Genomic DNA, 15,532 nt, shown 5'->3' with positions numbered 1-15,532 from the left:
ACCCAAAGCTGCAAACTTCTTGCCTGATCCTCCATAATTCCTTGATCAGCACTCGCCTCGAATAGGCAAACGCGTTACGCTGCTTGGCATGGAGAACAGCCTTCAGACCACCGCCACTCAAAATGATTCCGTCATCGACCCAGCACGGCGCATGCGCGAGCAGCGTGCCGAGCTGGCGGACATCGTCCGTCGCCACTGCCCGCACGACGGTGCCCAGGAAACCGCCATTCCCGGCCTCAGCGTGTTTCGCGGATCGACCACGTGCACGACGAGCTGCGGCATCGCCTCGTCCATCTTCGCGATGATGGCGCAGGGCGCCAAGCGCATCCAGGTCGGCGACGACTGCTACGACTACGACGCCGGGCACTACCTGGTCTCCTCGGTCGAGCTACCGGTTTTCTCGCAACTGACGCGCGCCTCGGTGCTCGAACCCTATCTCGGCTTCGGCCTGCGCCTCGATCCGGTCAAACTGGGCGAGCTGTGCGCTCGCTTGCCCAAAAATATCCTGCCCAGCGAGGTCGATCGCGGCATCGGCGTCGCCGCGCAAACGGTTGAAATCCAGGAAGCCGCGCTCCGCCTGGCCCGCCTGCTAGACACCCCGGCCGACATCCCGGTCCTCGCCCCGCTCGCCGAACAGGAACTGCTCTACCGCCTGCTCACAGGTGCCCTCGGCTCCCGCCTGCACCAAGCCGCCAGCCACGGCAGCCACAGCCACCGCATCGTGCGTACTATTTCCCTGCTCCAGATGCGCTTGGCGGAAACCATCAGCATCGACGAAATGGCGGCCCTGGCCAACATGAGCAAGTCGTCGCTACACCACCATTTCAAGGCGCTGACCGGCATGACGCCGCTGCAATACCAGAAGCAGCTCCGTCTGCAGGAAGCCCGGCGCATCATGCTCACCCACAACCAAGATGCGGCCTCGGCCGCCCACCGTGTCGGCTACGAAAGCCCCTCGCAATTCAGCCGCGAATACCGACGCATGTTCGGCACCCCGCCGGCCAGCGATGTCGCCCAACTACGGGGAACCGCCCCGGCTGCCGTTTGAGCGGCACAACGCCGGCCGGATAACCGACCGGCGCACGGAGAAATCGTCCGCCCGAATCCGGAACCATTCGCTCTGCCCGCCGTCCATAGGCTAGCCGGTCTGCCGTGTCCGTAGCCATGCCGTCGGATATCGCTCCGGCCTTCCCACACCATAGGAGGCAGAAATGAAAAAAACCTTGATCACCGCCGGCCTGATCCTGTTTGCTGCATCAGCCGCCGCCCAGGGCCTGAGCGTGGACGACATGAAGGTGTTCAACCCCGCGACGATCAAGTGGGGCGAGGACCCTGCCCTGCCCAAAGGCGCCAAGGTCGCGGTCCTGGTCGGCGATCCGTCCAAAGCCGAGACTTTCGTCGCCCTCATCAAATTTCCGCCCCACTACAAGGTCCAGCCGCATACCCATCCATTTCCCGAGCTGATTACCATCGTCAGCGGCAGCCTGGGCAACGGCATGGGCGATAAGTTCGACGCCAAGAAAGGCGAAGTGCTGAAGGCCGGCACCAGCTTCGCGCTGCCCGCCAAGCACGCCCATTACGTGTGGACCGCCGACCAGCCGACCGTCCTGCAACTGGTGGCGAGCGGCCCGTGGGGACTCGAATACATCAACCCGGCCGACGACCCGCGCAAGAAGAAGTGAGAGGTCGGCACCGGGTTTGAGTGCTGGACCCGGTCATAGGCAATTCGGCAAACGAATCGCCGCCACCACTGCCCGCAGATTTGCCGCTTACCAAATGCGGTCAGCAGCCTGCATTCGCCCACGCCGACGAAGTTACCCGTACCGGGCAGGCAGATACCGGTCAGCCGCCAAGGACCGGCGCCTATCTTGAAACCACATGTAAATAATAGTGGTTATCATTTACAGCCCAATTCACCTTCCTTAAACTCTCGTTTTTTGCCGCGAAGCCCCGTGGCTGCCAAGAAATCAGAGTCATCGCACCAGCCAGCTGTCGCCAGCCCGTGCTTCGACACGAAAGGAAAACGCTGTGCTGCCCCATACCCCCCTCACCCGCAAACCTGACGACGCCCGGCGCAATCACTGCAGCCACGGCTTTTACCAAGTCACCGGCGCCGACGTCGACCCGGCGCTACCGCCCAGCCGGGGAGCGAACTGAATATGGACCGCGCCAATGCTTCCGTCAGTACCGGGGACGCCATCCTGGCCGATCCCCTGCCGCGCCGCCGCAGCCGGCGAGCAATCTTCCTCACCTGGGTGCGCAAGATCCACCTCTATGTCGGCCTGTGGGGCGCCATCCTCGGCCTGCTCTTCGGCGCTACCGGCATCCTGCTCAACCACCGCGCGATCATGAAGATTCCGCTCGAGAAGACCGCCCAGAAAACCGTGCAACTGGCCTTGCCGGAACAGAAACCCACCACGCCGGAAGAACTGTCGGCCTGGCTCCAGGGCGAACTGAAATTCACCCCCGAACAGGTCGTTCAGGTCAAGAAACAACCAGCCAAAGCGGTGGTGTGGGCCGATCAGGAGGTGATGCAGCCGGAACGCTGGAGCGTCAGCCTGCAGACGCCGCAGCACGGCGTGTCGGCCGAATATTTCATCGGCAACCGCTTCGTCAAACTCGACCACACCGACGCCACGCCGATCGGCACCCTGACCCGCCTGCACATGTCGGTCGGCGTCAACGCCTTCTGGGTACTGCTGGCCGACACCATCGCCGGCAGCCTGATCCTGTTGTCGATCACCGGACTTCTGCTGTGGACGCAGCTACGTGCCATGCATACCGCCACAGTCGGCACCAGCATTGGCGCGCTGCTCGCTGCTACCTGGTTCATGTGGTCGATTTGAAGCCAGCATAGTTGGGTTTTGGCCTTTACAGCCGTTGGCGGACAGGATTACGGCCACTGACATCAACGGCCACTATCAAATGCTATCGGCCTTGCTGCATCAAGGTACATGGCGGACTCGGCTGAACAGGCAGAATGCCTGCCCTTGCCGGGCATGCAGCCCTGGGCCGTACAGGACAGTCCGGGTTCTACTGGCGGTGGCCATCCGGCCTCACCCAACCACCCCAGGAGACCCATCCATGCCGTCAGCCCACTTCGACGATCAAGCCATTCGTTGGCAGCCCTTTGGCGATTTTCCCCACTTCGTGTTTTCCATACTGCAGGTCGATATGGAACAGCGCATCGCCGACGTGCTGTTCAAATTCGCGGCTGGCCAGCAGATCGTTCTGCATCGCCACAAGGCTCTGAACCACACCTTCGTCGTACGCGGCGAACATCATATTTACGAGATGGACGGCAGCCGGCGGGAAGTCCGGCCGACCGGCAGCTACACCATCTCGCCAGCCAGCGAGGCGCCGCATCGGGAAGGCGGTGGCGCCGACGACGTCATCGTCCTGTTCAGCATGCGTCCGAAGCCCGGAGAAGTACTCTACGAGGTGCTGGACGACGATGGCCATCCGGTCGCCGAAATCACCCTCGACACCTTGTATGAAATTTTCCGCGCAACCAAGGAAGGCACCGCGTAAACATTTGGGCTCGGTCTGCCAATGGTCGCCATGTAATCAGAGGCGGCCATTTTTCATCACAAAGGCCAATCGCCGGTTCGATCGATGCACCGCCGGTCGGATAGCGCTGGATACGCCTCGTTGGCGCTCTCAACCTCTAACCAAAAATCGACCAGACAACAAAAAAGCCAACCGCTTTGGGTTGGCTTTGCTTTTTCAGATCAACGATCTGCCTGAATTCATTATGGAGCGGGCGAAGGGAATCGAACCCTCGGCATCAGCTTGGGAAGCTGAGGTATTACCATTATACGACGCCCGCTCTGGGCAATAAGGCTGCCATTCTAACGCAGAAGGCAGCCGGTTCAATCACTGCGGGTCGGCCGCCAGTCGGCCGTAGCGGCCGGCGTGGAAAAGCAGCGGGGCGATATCCGGGGTTTCGGCGAAGCGTTCGACGCGGCCGATGAAGAGGGTGTGGTCGCCGCCGGCATGCGCCGTTTCGTTAGCCACTTCGAAGGTGGCGCAGCAACCCGGGAAGACCGGGGCGCCGCCGGCGCCTGGATGCCAGGGCAGGCCGGCGAAGCGGTCGGCCGGCCAGGTAGCGAAGCGGTTGGAAAGATTTTCCTGATCCGCGGCCAGGATGTTGATGACGTGGTGGCTGGCTTTCTGGAAGGCCACCAGGTTGTTCGAATTGTTGTCCATGCACCAGAGGACCAGGGCCGGGTCGAGCGAAACCGCCGAGAACGAGTTCACGGTCAGGCCGATCGGGTGGCCATCCGGATCGATGGCCGTGACGATGGCAACGCCGGTGGCGAAACGTCCGAGGGCATTGCGCAGGGCGCGACTGTCGGTTTGCGGTTGGGTCATCGGGTAGAACGATAGGACTACGTAAAAAGAGGCCGTATTATCCGTGCTCCCGCAGCTTGCGTCGAGGCAGAATTTGGCCGTCCCCAATCGCTTTACCGAACAACTCATTGCCTGGCAGAAGGTCGCCGGCCGCCATGGCCTGCCCTGGCAAAACACCCGCGATCCTTACCGGATCTGGCTTTCCGAGATCATGCTGCAGCAGACGCAGGTGAGCACGGTGATCCCCTATTACCTGCGTTTTCTCGACAGTTTCCCGACGGTGATGGCCCTGGCGGCGGCGCCGATCGAGTCCGTCATCGAGCACTGGGCCGGCCTCGGCTATTACGCCCGGGCGCGGAATCTGCACAAGTGCGCCCAGCAGGTGGCCAGCCAGTTCGAAGGCCAGTTCCCGGCCAGCGCCGAGGCCCTGGCCGAACTGCCCGGTATCGGCCGGTCGACGGCCGCCGCGGTGGCCGCTTTCGCTTTCGGGCAGCGGGCGGCGATCCTCGACGGCAACGTCAAGCGGGTGCTGTGCCGGCAGTTCGGCGTCGAAGGTTTTCCCGGCGAAGCGGCGATCCACCGCCAGTTGTGGCAGCTGGCCGAAAGCCTGTTGCCGGAGGGCGATATCGAGCCCTACACGCAAGGCCTGATGGACCTCGGCGCCACGCTGTGCACGCGCAGCCGGCCGCGCTGCGGCGACTGCCCGGTGGCCGCCGGCTGCGTCGCCCGCCGCGACGGCCGCACCGCCGAATTGCCGATGACCAAGGCCCGCCCCGCTGTGCCGGAACGGACGTCGAGCTTCGTGCTGCTCACCGACGGCGCGCGGCTGCTGCTCGAACGCCGGCCGCCGAGCGGCCTGTGGGGCGGCTTGCTGGTGCCGCCGGAAGGCGAGCCGGCCCAGGTCGCCGCCCGCTTCGGCCTGAGCCTGGCAGAGCAGCGCCCTTTGCCTGCCTTCAAGCACACCTTCACGCATTTCCGGCTGACGCTGGAGCCGGTGCTGTGCCGGGTCGCCGGTGCCGGCGGCGTGGCCGAGCCGGGTCTGGAATGGGTAGAGCTGGAACGGGCGGCCGACGCCGGGGTGCCGGCGCCGATCCGCAAGCTGATCAGGCAGGTTGCCAGCGCAGCGGACTGATGCCCCAGCGTTCGTAGCTTTCGGCGCGGACAATCTGGCCGTAGTGATTGCCGACCTTGCGCGACAGGTCCACCTCGGCCGGTGTCGTCAGGTATTGCCGGCGGCCGGTGTGGTAGAAGACGCGGACGATGGGGGTCAGCATATTGTCCGGATGCAGTTGCTCGACCACGGCGAGGTGACCGCTTTCGAGCAGGACCAGGGTGCCGACCGGATAGATGCCGACCGTCTTGACGAAGGCGGCGACCAGCGCCGGATCGTATTGCCGGCCGCCCTCGTCGTAGAGCTGGCGCAGGGCCAGCGACGGCGACAGGGCGGCGCGGTAGGGGCGGGCCGAGGTCATCGCGTCGTAGGTGTCGACGATGGCCGCCATGCGGCCAGCGGTCGAAATCTCGTCGCCGGCCATGCGGTACGGATAGCCGCAGCCGTTGTAGCGCTCGTGGTGTTCGAGGACAACGGAAACCGAGGTGGCGGACAGGTGCGAGGTGGCTTCCAACACCGCCAACCCTTCCTCGACATGGCTCTGGACGATGGAGAACTCGGCCTGCGACAGCATGCCGGGCTTGGTGATCAGCCGCGCGTCGATGGCCGCCTGGCCGATGTCCTTGACCATGGTGCCGAGCGCCAGCTTTTCGATTTCCGGCTCCGGCATGCCCTGGTGCCGGCCGAAGGCGATGATCAGCCCGGCCGTGGCGACGGCATGCTCGGTGGCGTAGGTTTCCTCGCTCTTCAGGCGGGACAGCGGAACCAGCGCATCGGGATTGCGCGACACCGATTCGAGCATCTTGACGACCACCGGCTCAAGCCGTGCCGCATCGACGCCGCGGCCGGCCCTGGCCGACAGCATCAGGTCGGTGACCGTATCGCTGGCCTCGCGCAACAGCTTGGTCGCCCGCCGGCGTTCCTCGCCGAGCGAGACGGTGTGGGTAATTTCGGCCTTGATCTCGGCCAGAGACTTGAATTTCTGCTCGACTGCGTCGCTGCGGATGGTGGGCGGAGGCGGCGCCGGCAGGTCGACGCCCCTGTCGGTATCGATGCTGACCTCGGTGATGCCTTCGTCCTTCAGCTTCCAGATGTGCTCGTCGTCGCGCACCTTGAAGCGCTTGATCCAAATCGAGTGATCGAGCCAGCGCTTGTGCAGATCCACGACATACATGCCGGGCTGCAACTGATCGATGGAAATCTTGCGGATCATGGCAGAGAGCGGGCTATTTGGTCGCCCCCTCCTTCTTCGCTGCTTCCTTTTTCGCCGCCTCCTGCTCCTTCTGCTCGGCGGCGCGCATTTTCTCGGCCACCTTGCGGTCGTGCGCTTCTAGCTTCTGGCGGTGCTTCTCTTCGTCGGCCGCCCTGCGCCGTTCGCCCTCGGCCGCCTTCTTCGCCTTGTCGGCCTGCGTCGCCTCGATTTTCGCCTCCGCCGCCTGGCGGGTCGCTTCGGTTTCGGCCTCGCGCGCCTTCAGGCCGGAGGCACGTTGCGGTGCTTCCTCGGCTTTTTGTTTTTCGCGCTCGGCGATCTGCTCCTTCTTCACCTCGCGTTCGAGCGTCTTGCCCTCGCTCTCCAGGCGTTGCGCCTCGTGGGTGGTCTTCAGGTAATCCTTGCGCGCGTCGTCGCGGCAGGCATTGACCAGGAATTTCTTGTCGCAGGCCTTGTTGCGCTCGTCGAGCAGTTGCGCGGCCGCCACCTTCCTGGCCTTGCTGTCGGCGACCAGGGCCGCCGCCCGTTCCAGGCGGGCGTCCCAGTCGGCCTGCTGGGCGTCACTGATCTCGGCCATGGCCGCCAGCGGCAGCAATAAAGTGGCAGCGGCGATCAGGCCGGCAACCACTGATGAGGATCGATTTTCCATTTCTCGTAACTCTCGCAACTGGCGATGCGGTCCTGCACCTTGGCCAGATCGACCACTTCCGGCGGCACGTAATGGTGCTGGCCGGCATGGTAAAAAACACGAACCACCGGTTCGAGTAGCTTGCCCTCGTTTTGTTCGACGACGACGCCCATCCTGTTGCTCTCCAGGCGGACCAGCGCCCCGGTCGGGTAGATGCCGATAGCCCGGATGAAGGTCTGTACCAGTTGCGGGTCGAAGTGGTGCTTGCTCCATTCGAGCAGCTTCTTCAGAGCCTGGGTGGGCGGCATGCCGCGGTTGTACACCTTGTCGGAGGTGATTGCGTCGTACACATCGACGATCGCCGCCATCTGGCCGTACAGCGAAATATCCTTGCCGGCCAGCCGCTTCGGGTAGCCGCTGCCGTCGAAACGTTCATGATGCTCGGCAATGACCTGGCGCGCAATCGGGCCAACGCCGGAGACGCCTTCAACGAGGCGCAGGCTTTCGGCAACGTGCGACTGCATTTTGGCGAACTCGTCGTCGGTCAGCTTGGCCGGTTTGTTCAGGATGGCCTCCGGCACGTGGGCCTTGCCGATATCGTGCAGCAGGCCGCCCATGGCCAGTTCCTGGATCGCTTCCTTGGGCAGTTTCATGGCCCGGCCGAAGGCGATGAGCAGGGCGGCGACACCGACCGAATGCTCGAAGGTGTAGTCGTCGAGATTCTTCAGGCGGGCCATCGGCAGCAGGGCGTCCTGGTGGCGGAAGACCGAATCGACCATGCTGTCGACCAGCGGCTCAATGCGCTCGATGCGGACCGGCTGCCCGAGGCGCACATCGTCCAGCACCAGGCGGGCCAGCTTGTTGGCCTCGCCATGCAGGCGCCGGGCGCGCGCCGCTTCGTCCTTCAGCTCGACGACGACGGGCTTTTCGGGCTGTTTCTGGGCGATTTCCTGCAACCGCCGATCGAGTTCGGCATTGACCTCCGACTGGCTCGGCGCAGCCCAGACATCGGCCCCCTTGATGGTGTCGATGTACACTTCCCGGATGCCGAGGCCGAGAATCTTGTCGCAGGTCGCCTGGTCGCGCACAAAAAACGCGTTCGACATGAAGGGATGATCGAGCCAGCCACAATTGAGGTCGTGGATGTACATGCCCGGCAGGAGCTGTTCGGAACGGATCTGCTTGATCATGCTGGGAATTCTAGCAGGCTGGCGCATGGCATAGCCAAATTGCAGGAAAAACACCGGAATCGCTCGTAAGCACTGGAATATTGGCGACTTTCCGCGCCTCAAGAACTGCTGTCTGTGCGCCAATGGCATATCCGCCGCCGAGCATCGCCGACGCGGCAAGCCGGCGCCCCCGGCTTATAATCTGCCCCCTCATGATCGCCCTACGCCAAGTCACCTTCGCCCGCGCCGGCCGCCCCCTGGTCGTCGACGCCTCCGTTCAACTGCACACCGGCTGGAAGGTCGGCGTCGTCGGCGCCAACGGCTGCGGCAAATCGAGCCTGTTCGCCCTGCTTTCCGGCGAACTACACGCCGAATCCGGCGATGTCGAACTGCCGGCCAGCTGGCACATTGCCCGCGTCGCCCAGGAAACGCCGGCCCTGCCCGACAGCGCCCTCGATTTCGTGCTCGATGGCGACGTCGAATTGCGCCGCGTCGAACGCGAGCTGGCAGAAGCCGAAGCGAAGGGCGACGGCGAGGCCATCGGCCACCTGCACGCCCGCTACGGCGAAATCGGCGGCTATTCAGCCAAGGCCCGCGTCGCCGAGGTACTGCACGGGCTGGGCTTCACCGATGCCGATTTCCAGCGCCCGGTGGCCGACTTCTCCGGCGGCTGGCGGGTTCGCCTCAATCTCGCCCGCGCCCTGTCCTGCCGCGCCGACCTGCTGCTGCTCGACGAGCCGACCAACCACCTCGACCTTGACGCCGTGTTCTGGCTGGAAAGCTGGCTGAAGAACACGCCAGCCACCCTGCTCCTCATTTCGCATGACCGCGACTTCCTCGACGCCGTGGTCGGCCAGATCATCGCCATCGACCTGCAGCGCCTATCGCTGACCAGTGGCGGCTATTCCGACTACGAACGGGCCCGTGCCGCCCGCCTGGCCACCCAGCAGGCGAGCTACGAAGCCCAGCAGCGCGAGATCGCCCACCTGACCCGCTTCGTCGAACGCTTCAAGGCCAAGGCGACCAAGGCGCGGCAGGCGCAAAGCCGGGTCAAGATGCTCGAACGCATGGAAATCGTCGCCGCCGCCCACGTCGATTCGCCCTTCCATTTCAGCTTCCGCGAGCCGAGCGCCCTGCCCGACCCGCTGCTCAGTATCGAAAACGCCTCGGCCGGCTATGCCGAGCGCAAGATCATCGACCGCGTCAGCATGGTGCTCCGCCCGGGTTGCCGGATCGGCCTGCTCGGCCGCAACGGTGCCGGTAAATCGACGCTGATCAAGCTGCTGGCCGGTGCCGTCGCCCAACAGGGCGGCGAGCGCAAGGAAGCCAAGGCGCTGAACATCGGCTACTTCGCCCAGCACCAACTCGAACAACTACGCCCCGACGAATCGCCGCTGCAGCACATGGCCCGCCTCGAACCGCTGACGCCCGAGCAGGAGTTGCGCGACTACCTGGGCGGCTTCGATTTCCGCGGTGACATGGCGACGCGCGCCATCGAGCCTTTCTCCGGCGGCGAAAAGACGCGCCTGGCGCTGGCCCTGCTCATCCGCACCAAACCCAACCTGCTGCTGCTCGACGAGCCGACCAACCACCTCGACCTCGAAATGCGCGAGGCGCTGACCTTCGCCATGCAGGATTACGAGGGCGGCATGGTTTTCGTCTCGCACGACCGCCACCTGCTGCGCACCTGCGCCGACGAACTGCTGCTCGTCGCCGACGGCAAGGTCAGCGAATTCGACGGCGACCTCGACGACTACGCCGCCTGGCTGGCTGCCCAGCGCAACGCTGAGAAATCGCCGGAACCCGATGTCGCCGCTGAAAAGGCCGAGCGCATCAACCAGCGCGCCGAAGCCAAGGCCAACCGGCAGGCCGTGCTTGCCCAGCGCCGGCCGCTGGTCAAGGAAATCGAACAGCTGGAACGCAAACTGGCCAAGTGGAACGAGGAAAAGGCCGCGCTCGACGCGCAGTTTGCCGACCCCGACTTCTACGCCACGGTGGACCGGGTGAGAAGCGAGGAAATGCACAAGCAGGCTGGCCTGCTGGGCGAACAGATAGACGAGGCCGAAATGCGCTGGCTGGAAGTGCATGAGGCGCTGGAAGCGCTGCCCGCCGTCGACTGATCTCTGCCTTTGATAGCACCGTAGCCGTCAACGTTGTAATACTTTTGGCATATTCCACCCCTGACCGGACTATAATCCGCTCAAACAACTGAATTGGGGGGGAATTCGGATGTCTGCAACGATCCGTTGGGTCGCGGTGCTGTGCGGCTTTTTGCTGTGCTGCCCGCTGCTGAGCCAGGCCGACTCGAAAACACCCGATCGGCGCCAGCTGACCGTTGGCCTGATGCCCTATCTGACCACCCGGACCCTGCTGGCCAATTACCAGCCGATTGCCGAAGCCCTCGAGAAATCCCTGAAGCAGCCGGTCATGCTGCAGACCGCGCCGGACTTCGATACCTTCGTCAAACGCATCCTCGACGGCGAATACGACGTCGCGCTGCTCGCTCCCCATTACGCCCGGCTGGCCACCCGCGACTACGGCTACACCTCGCTGCTGCTGCATAAGGCGCCGATCCGCGGCGTGCTGGCGAGTAGCCGGAGCAAACCGCTGACCAGTTTCGACGATCTGCGCGGCGAGGACATCAGCGTAGTGGACCGCAGCGCCCTGATCGTCATCGCCGGGGCCATAACCCTGGCCGAAAACGGCCTCAAGGAAAACGTCGACTATCGCTTCGTCGAAACAATTAGCCATTCCAGCGCCTTGCACAACGCCATCAGCGGCAAGGCGCGGGCCGCCCTCGTTTCCTATTCGACGCTGGTCCTCGCCGCCCCCGACTTGCAACGCGATACGCAAGTGTGGCGCGACGTCGCCACCATCCCCGGCCAGTTCTACATCGCCCACAACCGGATTCCGGCGGCCCGCCAGCAGGCCGTCAAGGCCGCCTTGCTGGCCTTCGAGAAATCACCGGAAGGCCAGCACTTCTTCGACAAGACCAAGCACGGCGGCTTCCGCGAGCCGACAGCCGAGGATTACGTCCTGCTCGACCGCATGCTTCCGGAAACCCGGCGCCAACTCGGCAACACCTTGCGTTGATGCCCTTCAAGCTGCCCCATTCGCTGCGCGCCCGGCTGATTGCGCTGACCGTCGTGGTCGAGATGGTGATGATTTCGGCCATAGTCTGGAACAGCCAGCGGCTGACCGAGGAACACCTGGTCCGCCAGTTCGATCTGCGCCGAGCCGAAATCAGCCTGCTGCTGCAGGCGGCACTGGGGCCGGCCATGGCCCAGCGCGACTATGCGGCGGTCGCCGACACGCTGGCCAATGCCCAGCGCCTGCAAGGCCTGGTCTACCTGACGATGCTCGACGAAAGCGGCCAGCAGATCGCCGCAGCCAGCGACGATCACGCCACGCGAACCGACGGCGTGCGCGAATTCGACATTCCGGTCATTGTCGAGAAACGCTCCTATGGCCACCTGCTGACCGGTATCGATCTGCGTTTCCTCGAGGAGGCTCGGCGCGAAATCCTGTTCCAGAACGTCGCGCTGGCGCTGCTCGGTATTCTCGCCTCGTCGCTGGTGCTCGGCGCCATCGCGCTGTGGCTGACGCAGCGCCTCGGCCATCTCGCCGAAGCCAGCGACGCCCTGGCCGCCGGGCGCAGCTTCAGCCCCTTGCGCGGCAGCAGCAACGACGACATCGGCCTGGTCATCAACGCCTTCAACGACATGGCGCAAACCATAGAGCGGCGCGTCCACGACCTGCGCGATGCCGAGGCGCGGCAACGCAACCTGGTCGCCGCCGTCGATGCCGAACGTTCGCGGCTCGACGCCCTGCTCTCGGCCATGCGCCTGGGGCTGGTCTTCGTCGATCAGGACGAGCGGATCTGCTATCTGAACCCGGCCTTCGCCCGGTTGTGGTCGGTCAGCCTCGACGGCCATCTAGCCAACCTGCCGCTATCCGACCTGCGCCGGTGGCTGGATCCGGCCTTGGCTGAAAGCAAGCATGACCTGCTGTTCGCCGGCGACGGCACGAGCAGCGAACTGATCACAGCCGACGGCCGGATCGTCACCCAGCAGGGCGTGGCGGTGACCAGCACCGGCGGCATCGAACTCGGCCGGCTGTGGATTTTCGAAGACATCACCAGTGAACGGCAGATCAGCGAACACCTGGTCTTCATGGCGGAGCGCGATCCGCTCACCGGACTGGCCAACCGCGCCCGCTTCACGGCCGAACTGGAAAGGCTGCGCGCCCATTTCCAGCGCGACCCCAGCCAGCATGGCGCCGTGCTCTATTTCGACCTCGACGAATTCAAGGCCATCAACGACAGTTTCGGCCACCGGGCCGGCGACAACGTCCTGGTCCGCACCGCCGACGCGGTCGGGCGGCTGGTGCGCAGCGACGAACTGTTCGCCCGTCTCGGCGGCGACGAATTCGCCATCGTCGCCCCGGGTGCCGACCGCAGAGGCGCCGAGGCCATGGCCGAGCGCGTAGTCAAGGCGCTGAGCGCCCTCAGTTTCGAATTCGACGGCCGGCGCTTCGGCCTGACCAGCAGTCTCGGCATCGCCTTGCTGCCCGAGCACGGGAGCAACGTCGAGGAACTGGTGTCGCACGCCGATGCGGCGATGTACCAGGCCAAGCGCAGCGGCAAGAACTGCTGGCGCATCTACCGCCCGGATCTGGACGAATCGGCGCAGGTCCTCAGCCAGCTGGCCTGGAACGACAAGATCCAGGCGGCGCTCAACGAGGACCGCCTGGTCCTCCATTTCCAAGGCGTGCATGTTGCCAGTACCCGCCAGATCAGCCACTACGAAGCGCTGGTCCGCATGGTCGATCCCGATAATCCGGGCAGCCTGCTGCTGCCCAGCAGTTTCATCCCGGCCGCCGAGCGCACCGGGCGCATCGTCGATATCGACCGCTGGGTCATCCGCGCCGCCATCAGCAAGCTGGCCGGCATGCCGGGATTGCCGGGGCTGGCGGTGAACGTGTCGGCCCGCTCTTTCGACGATCCGACGCTGGCCGGCAAGATCCGCGCCCTGCTCGGCGAATTCGGCGTCGAACCGCGCCGCCTGATCATCGAGCTGACGGAAACCGCGGCGCTGGCCAATATCGGCGATTCCGAGCGCTTCATCGACGACTTGCGCAAGCTGGGCTGCACCGTCTGCCTCGACGATTTCGGCGTCGGCTTCTCGTCCTTCGCGTATCTGAAGCACCTGTCGGCCGACGTGCTGAAGATAGACGGCATGTTCATCCGCAACCTGCTGGGCAACCGCGAGGATTATGTCTTCGTAAGGGCGATCGTCGAAGTTGCCCGTGGGCTGGGCAAGAAGACGGTGGCCGAATTCGTCGGCGACGAACAGACCCTGGCCCTGCTCGCCGAGATCGGCGTCGACTATGCGCAGGGCTACCACCTTTCCTTCCCGATCGCCGAAATAAGCGCACCCTGATCGGGTAAAATCGCGGTTTTTCCGAACTCGCGCTGGAGCCAACCGTGCAAATCGTCTGCCTTGACCTCGAAGGGGTCCTCGTCCCTGAAATCTGGATCGAATTCTCCAAGCGCACGGGCATTCCCGAACTGATGCGCACCACGCGCGACGAGCCGGACTACGACAAGCTGATGAATTACCGCCTGAACATCCTGCGCGAGCACAAGCTCGGCCTGCCGGACATCCAGAAGGTGATCGGCGAAATGGGCCCGATGCAGGGCGCCCGCGCCTTCCTCGACAAGCTGCGCGAAGATTACCAGGTGATCATCCTCTCCGACACCTTCTACGAATTCGCCCACCCGCTGATGCGCCAGCTAGGCTGGCCGACGCTGTTCTGCCATTCGCTGGAAGCCGACGCCAGCGGCATGCTGGTCAATTACCACCTGCGCATGCCGAACCAGAAGCAGGAAGCGGTCAAGCGCTTCAAGGAACTCAATTTCAAGATCGTCGCCGCCGGCGATTCGTACAACGACACCGCCATGCTCGGCGAAGCCCACGGCGGCATCCTGTTCCACCCGCCGGAAAACGTCATCCGCGAATTCCCGCAGTTCCCGGTGGTCTTCAATTACGACGACCTACGTACGGAAATCGACAAAGCGTTTGCGAAAGCTGCCTAGTTGCCTAGGATCGAGTTGCCTAGTAAGCCCTTCTCGATCCTGACTCCTCTATCCTGATAGCAAAAAAATGCATCGCGACCGTTTCTACACCCTGTCAGCGTCCTGTCCCGACCAGGTCGGCATCATCGCCCGCGTTTCCGGCTTCATCGCGGAGCATGGCGGCTGGATACTCGAATCGAGCTTCCATTCGGACATGCTGACCGGTCGCTATTTCATGCGTATCGAGATCAAGGCCGATTCGCTGCCCTTCCTGCTCGCCGAATTCCGCGAGCGGTTCCGCAGCGAAGTCGCCGAACCGCTGTCGATGACGTGGACGATCAACGACAGCGCCGTCAAGAAGCGTGTAGTCGTGCTCGTTTCCAAGCAGGAGCACTGCCTGTACGACCTGCTGGCGCGCTGGCAGGCCAAGGAACTGGATATCGAGATTCCGTGCGTCATCTCCAATCACGATACCTTCCGCGGTTTCGTCGAGTGGCACGGCATCCCGTTCATCCACGTCCCGGTCACCCCTGACAACAAGCAGGCGGCCTACGCCGAGATCGCCCGTATCTTCGATGACGTGCGCGCCGACACCATGGTCCTCGCCCGCTACATGCAGATCCTGTCGCCAGAACTGTGTGACGCGCTGGCCGGCAAGATCATCAACATCCACCACAGCTTCCTGCCCAGCTTCGCCGGGGCCAAGCCCTACCACCAGGCCTACACGCGCGGCGTCAAGCTGATCGGCGCCACCTGCCACTACGTAACCAGCGAACTCGACGCCGGCCCGATCATCGAGCAGGACGTCATCCGCATCGACCATTCGGACTCGCCGGAAGACATGGTGCGCTATGGAAAGGACATCGAGAAGACAGTGCTGGCCCGGGGCCTGCGCTATCATCTCGAAGATCGCGTATTAGTTCATGGTAATAAGACGGTGGTCTTCCGTTAGTATCGAGGCTTCACCCTATTAATCCGGAGAGGT

The 15,532-nt window shown here is 63.9% G+C and carries 14 protein-coding genes and 1 tRNA gene; 10 read left to right on the top strand and 5 right to left on the bottom strand.

Translation table 11 applies throughout. The features are described from left to right. The first annotated feature begins 88 nt into the window (after positions 1 to 88). From LZ012_RS02675 to LZ012_RS02660, 4 genes are all read left to right on the top strand, one after another. On the top strand, positions 89 to 1,048 hold the full coding sequence (locus LZ012_RS02675; RefSeq protein ID WP_275707285.1) for an AraC family transcriptional regulator: 960 nt from the start codon (positions 89 to 91) through the stop codon (positions 1,046 to 1,048). Positions 1,049 to 1,211: 163 nt separating this feature from the next. Then, positions 1,212 to 1,682, top strand: a complete 471-nt coding sequence (locus tag LZ012_RS02670; RefSeq protein ID WP_275707283.1) for a cupin domain-containing protein — start codon at positions 1,212 to 1,214, stop codon at positions 1,680 to 1,682. A gap of 477 nt (positions 1,683 to 2,159) precedes the next feature. Beyond that, positions 2,160 to 2,846, top strand: a complete 687-nt coding sequence (locus tag LZ012_RS02665) for a PepSY-associated TM helix domain-containing protein (protein ID WP_275707281.1) — start codon at positions 2,160 to 2,162, stop codon at positions 2,844 to 2,846. Positions 2,847 to 3,084: 238 nt separating this feature from the next. Then, entirely contained in the window at positions 3,085 to 3,531 is a 447-nt protein-coding gene (locus LZ012_RS02660) for a cupin domain-containing protein (RefSeq protein WP_275707279.1), read from the top strand. A gap of 224 nt (positions 3,532 to 3,755) precedes the next feature. Here LZ012_RS02660 and LZ012_RS02655 read toward each other — a convergent pair. Further along, positions 3,756 to 3,829, bottom strand: a tRNA-Gly gene (locus tag LZ012_RS02655). Positions 3,830 to 3,876: 47 nt separating this feature from the next. Beyond that, complete coding sequence (locus LZ012_RS02650; RefSeq protein WP_275707277.1) at positions 3,877 to 4,374, bottom strand: flavin reductase family protein; 498 nt, start codon at positions 4,372 to 4,374, stop codon at positions 3,877 to 3,879. Between the two features lie 73 nt (positions 4,375 to 4,447). Between LZ012_RS02650 and mutY the strand changes: the two genes are divergently transcribed. Then, positions 4,448 to 5,485 carry an A/G-specific adenine glycosylase gene (gene mutY / locus LZ012_RS02645; protein ID WP_275707275.1) on the top strand — a complete coding sequence of 346 codons (1,038 nt, stop codon included), beginning with the start codon at positions 4,448 to 4,450 and terminating at the stop codon, positions 5,483 to 5,485. On the opposite strand, the gene LZ012_RS02640 is transcribed toward mutY, so the two are convergent. Genes LZ012_RS02640 through LZ012_RS02630 form a run of 3 tightly spaced genes read right to left on the bottom strand, consistent with a single transcriptional unit; the run spans position 5,457 to position 8,492 of the window. Further along, positions 5,457 to 6,677, bottom strand: a complete 1,221-nt coding sequence (locus LZ012_RS02640; RefSeq protein ID WP_275707273.1) for an HD-GYP domain-containing protein — start codon at positions 6,675 to 6,677, stop codon at positions 5,457 to 5,459. The two genes, mutY and LZ012_RS02640, sit on opposite strands and share 29 nt — an antisense overlap. Positions 6,678 to 6,690: 13 nt before the next feature. After that, positions 6,691 to 7,323, bottom strand: a complete 633-nt coding sequence (locus LZ012_RS02635; RefSeq protein ID WP_275707271.1) for a hypothetical protein — start codon at positions 7,321 to 7,323, stop codon at positions 6,691 to 6,693. Next, positions 7,287 to 8,492, bottom strand: a complete 1,206-nt coding sequence (locus tag LZ012_RS02630; protein ID WP_275707269.1) for an HD-GYP domain-containing protein — start codon at positions 8,490 to 8,492, stop codon at positions 7,287 to 7,289. Before LZ012_RS02630 ends, LZ012_RS02635 begins: the two co-directional genes overlap by 37 nt. A gap of 191 nt (positions 8,493 to 8,683) precedes the next feature. Here LZ012_RS02630 and LZ012_RS02625 point away from each other — a divergent pair, with 191 nt between their 5' ends. From LZ012_RS02625 to purU, 5 genes are all read left to right on the top strand, one after another. Then, complete coding sequence (locus LZ012_RS02625; RefSeq protein ID WP_275707267.1) at positions 8,684 to 10,591, top strand: ATP-binding cassette domain-containing protein; 1,908 nt, start codon at positions 8,684 to 8,686, stop codon at positions 10,589 to 10,591. 109 nt (positions 10,592 to 10,700) lie between these two features. Beyond that, positions 10,701 to 11,564: a phosphate/phosphite/phosphonate ABC transporter substrate-binding protein gene (locus tag LZ012_RS02620; RefSeq protein WP_275707265.1), complete on the top strand. Its 864-nt coding sequence runs from the start codon at positions 10,701 to 10,703 to the stop codon at positions 11,562 to 11,564. Then, a complete protein-coding gene (locus LZ012_RS02615; protein ID WP_275707263.1) occupies positions 11,564 to 13,912 on the top strand; it encodes an EAL domain-containing protein in 2,349 nt (782 codons plus the stop codon). Before LZ012_RS02620 ends, LZ012_RS02615 begins: the two co-directional genes overlap by 1 nt. Before the next feature lie 44 nt (positions 13,913 to 13,956). Beyond that, entirely contained in the window at positions 13,957 to 14,568 is a 612-nt protein-coding gene (gene thrH, locus LZ012_RS02610; RefSeq protein WP_275707261.1) for a bifunctional phosphoserine phosphatase/homoserine phosphotransferase ThrH, read from the top strand. 67 nt (positions 14,569 to 14,635) lie between these two features. Next, entirely contained in the window at positions 14,636 to 15,499 is an 864-nt protein-coding gene (gene purU / locus LZ012_RS02605) for a formyltetrahydrofolate deformylase (RefSeq protein WP_275707259.1), read from the top strand. Positions 15,500 to 15,532 lie beyond the last annotated feature (33 nt).

The organism is Dechloromonas hankyongensis (genome assembly GCF_022012295.1).
In the GTDB taxonomy this organism is placed as follows: domain Bacteria; phylum Pseudomonadota; class Gammaproteobacteria; order Burkholderiales; family Rhodocyclaceae; genus Azonexus; species Azonexus hankyongensis.
Note: the sequence above shows the minus strand (reverse complement) of the source record. Positions and strands in the feature narration are given on the sequence as shown.

Coding starts and splice junctions, on each gene's coding strand:
- LZ012_RS02670 (WP_275707283.1), top strand. CDS start 1,212: ATGAAAAAAACCTTGATCACCGCCGGCCTGATCCTGTTTGCTGCATCA.
- LZ012_RS02630 (WP_275707269.1), bottom strand. CDS start 8,492: ATGATCAAGCAGATCCGTTCCGAACAGCTCCTGCCGGGCATGTACATC.
- LZ012_RS02635 (WP_275707271.1), bottom strand. CDS start 7,323: ATGGAAAATCGATCCTCATCAGTGGTTGCCGGCCTGATCGCCGCTGCC.
- LZ012_RS02665 (WP_275707281.1), top strand. CDS start 2,160: ATGGACCGCGCCAATGCTTCCGTCAGTACCGGGGACGCCATCCTGGCC.
- LZ012_RS02660 (WP_275707279.1), top strand. CDS start 3,085: ATGCCGTCAGCCCACTTCGACGATCAAGCCATTCGTTGGCAGCCCTTT.
- LZ012_RS02615 (WP_275707263.1), top strand. CDS start 11,564: ATGCCCTTCAAGCTGCCCCATTCGCTGCGCGCCCGGCTGATTGCGCTG.
- LZ012_RS02675 (WP_275707285.1), top strand. CDS start 89: ATGGAGAACAGCCTTCAGACCACCGCCACTCAAAATGATTCCGTCATC.
- purU (WP_275707259.1), top strand. CDS start 14,636: ATGCATCGCGACCGTTTCTACACCCTGTCAGCGTCCTGTCCCGACCAG.
- LZ012_RS02640 (WP_275707273.1), bottom strand. CDS start 6,677: ATGATCCGCAAGATTTCCATCGATCAGTTGCAGCCCGGCATGTATGTC.
- LZ012_RS02650 (WP_275707277.1), bottom strand. CDS start 4,374: ATGACCCAACCGCAAACCGACAGTCGCGCCCTGCGCAATGCCCTCGGA.
- LZ012_RS02625 (WP_275707267.1), top strand. CDS start 8,684: ATGATCGCCCTACGCCAAGTCACCTTCGCCCGCGCCGGCCGCCCCCTG.
- LZ012_RS02620 (WP_275707265.1), top strand. CDS start 10,701: ATGTCTGCAACGATCCGTTGGGTCGCGGTGCTGTGCGGCTTTTTGCTG.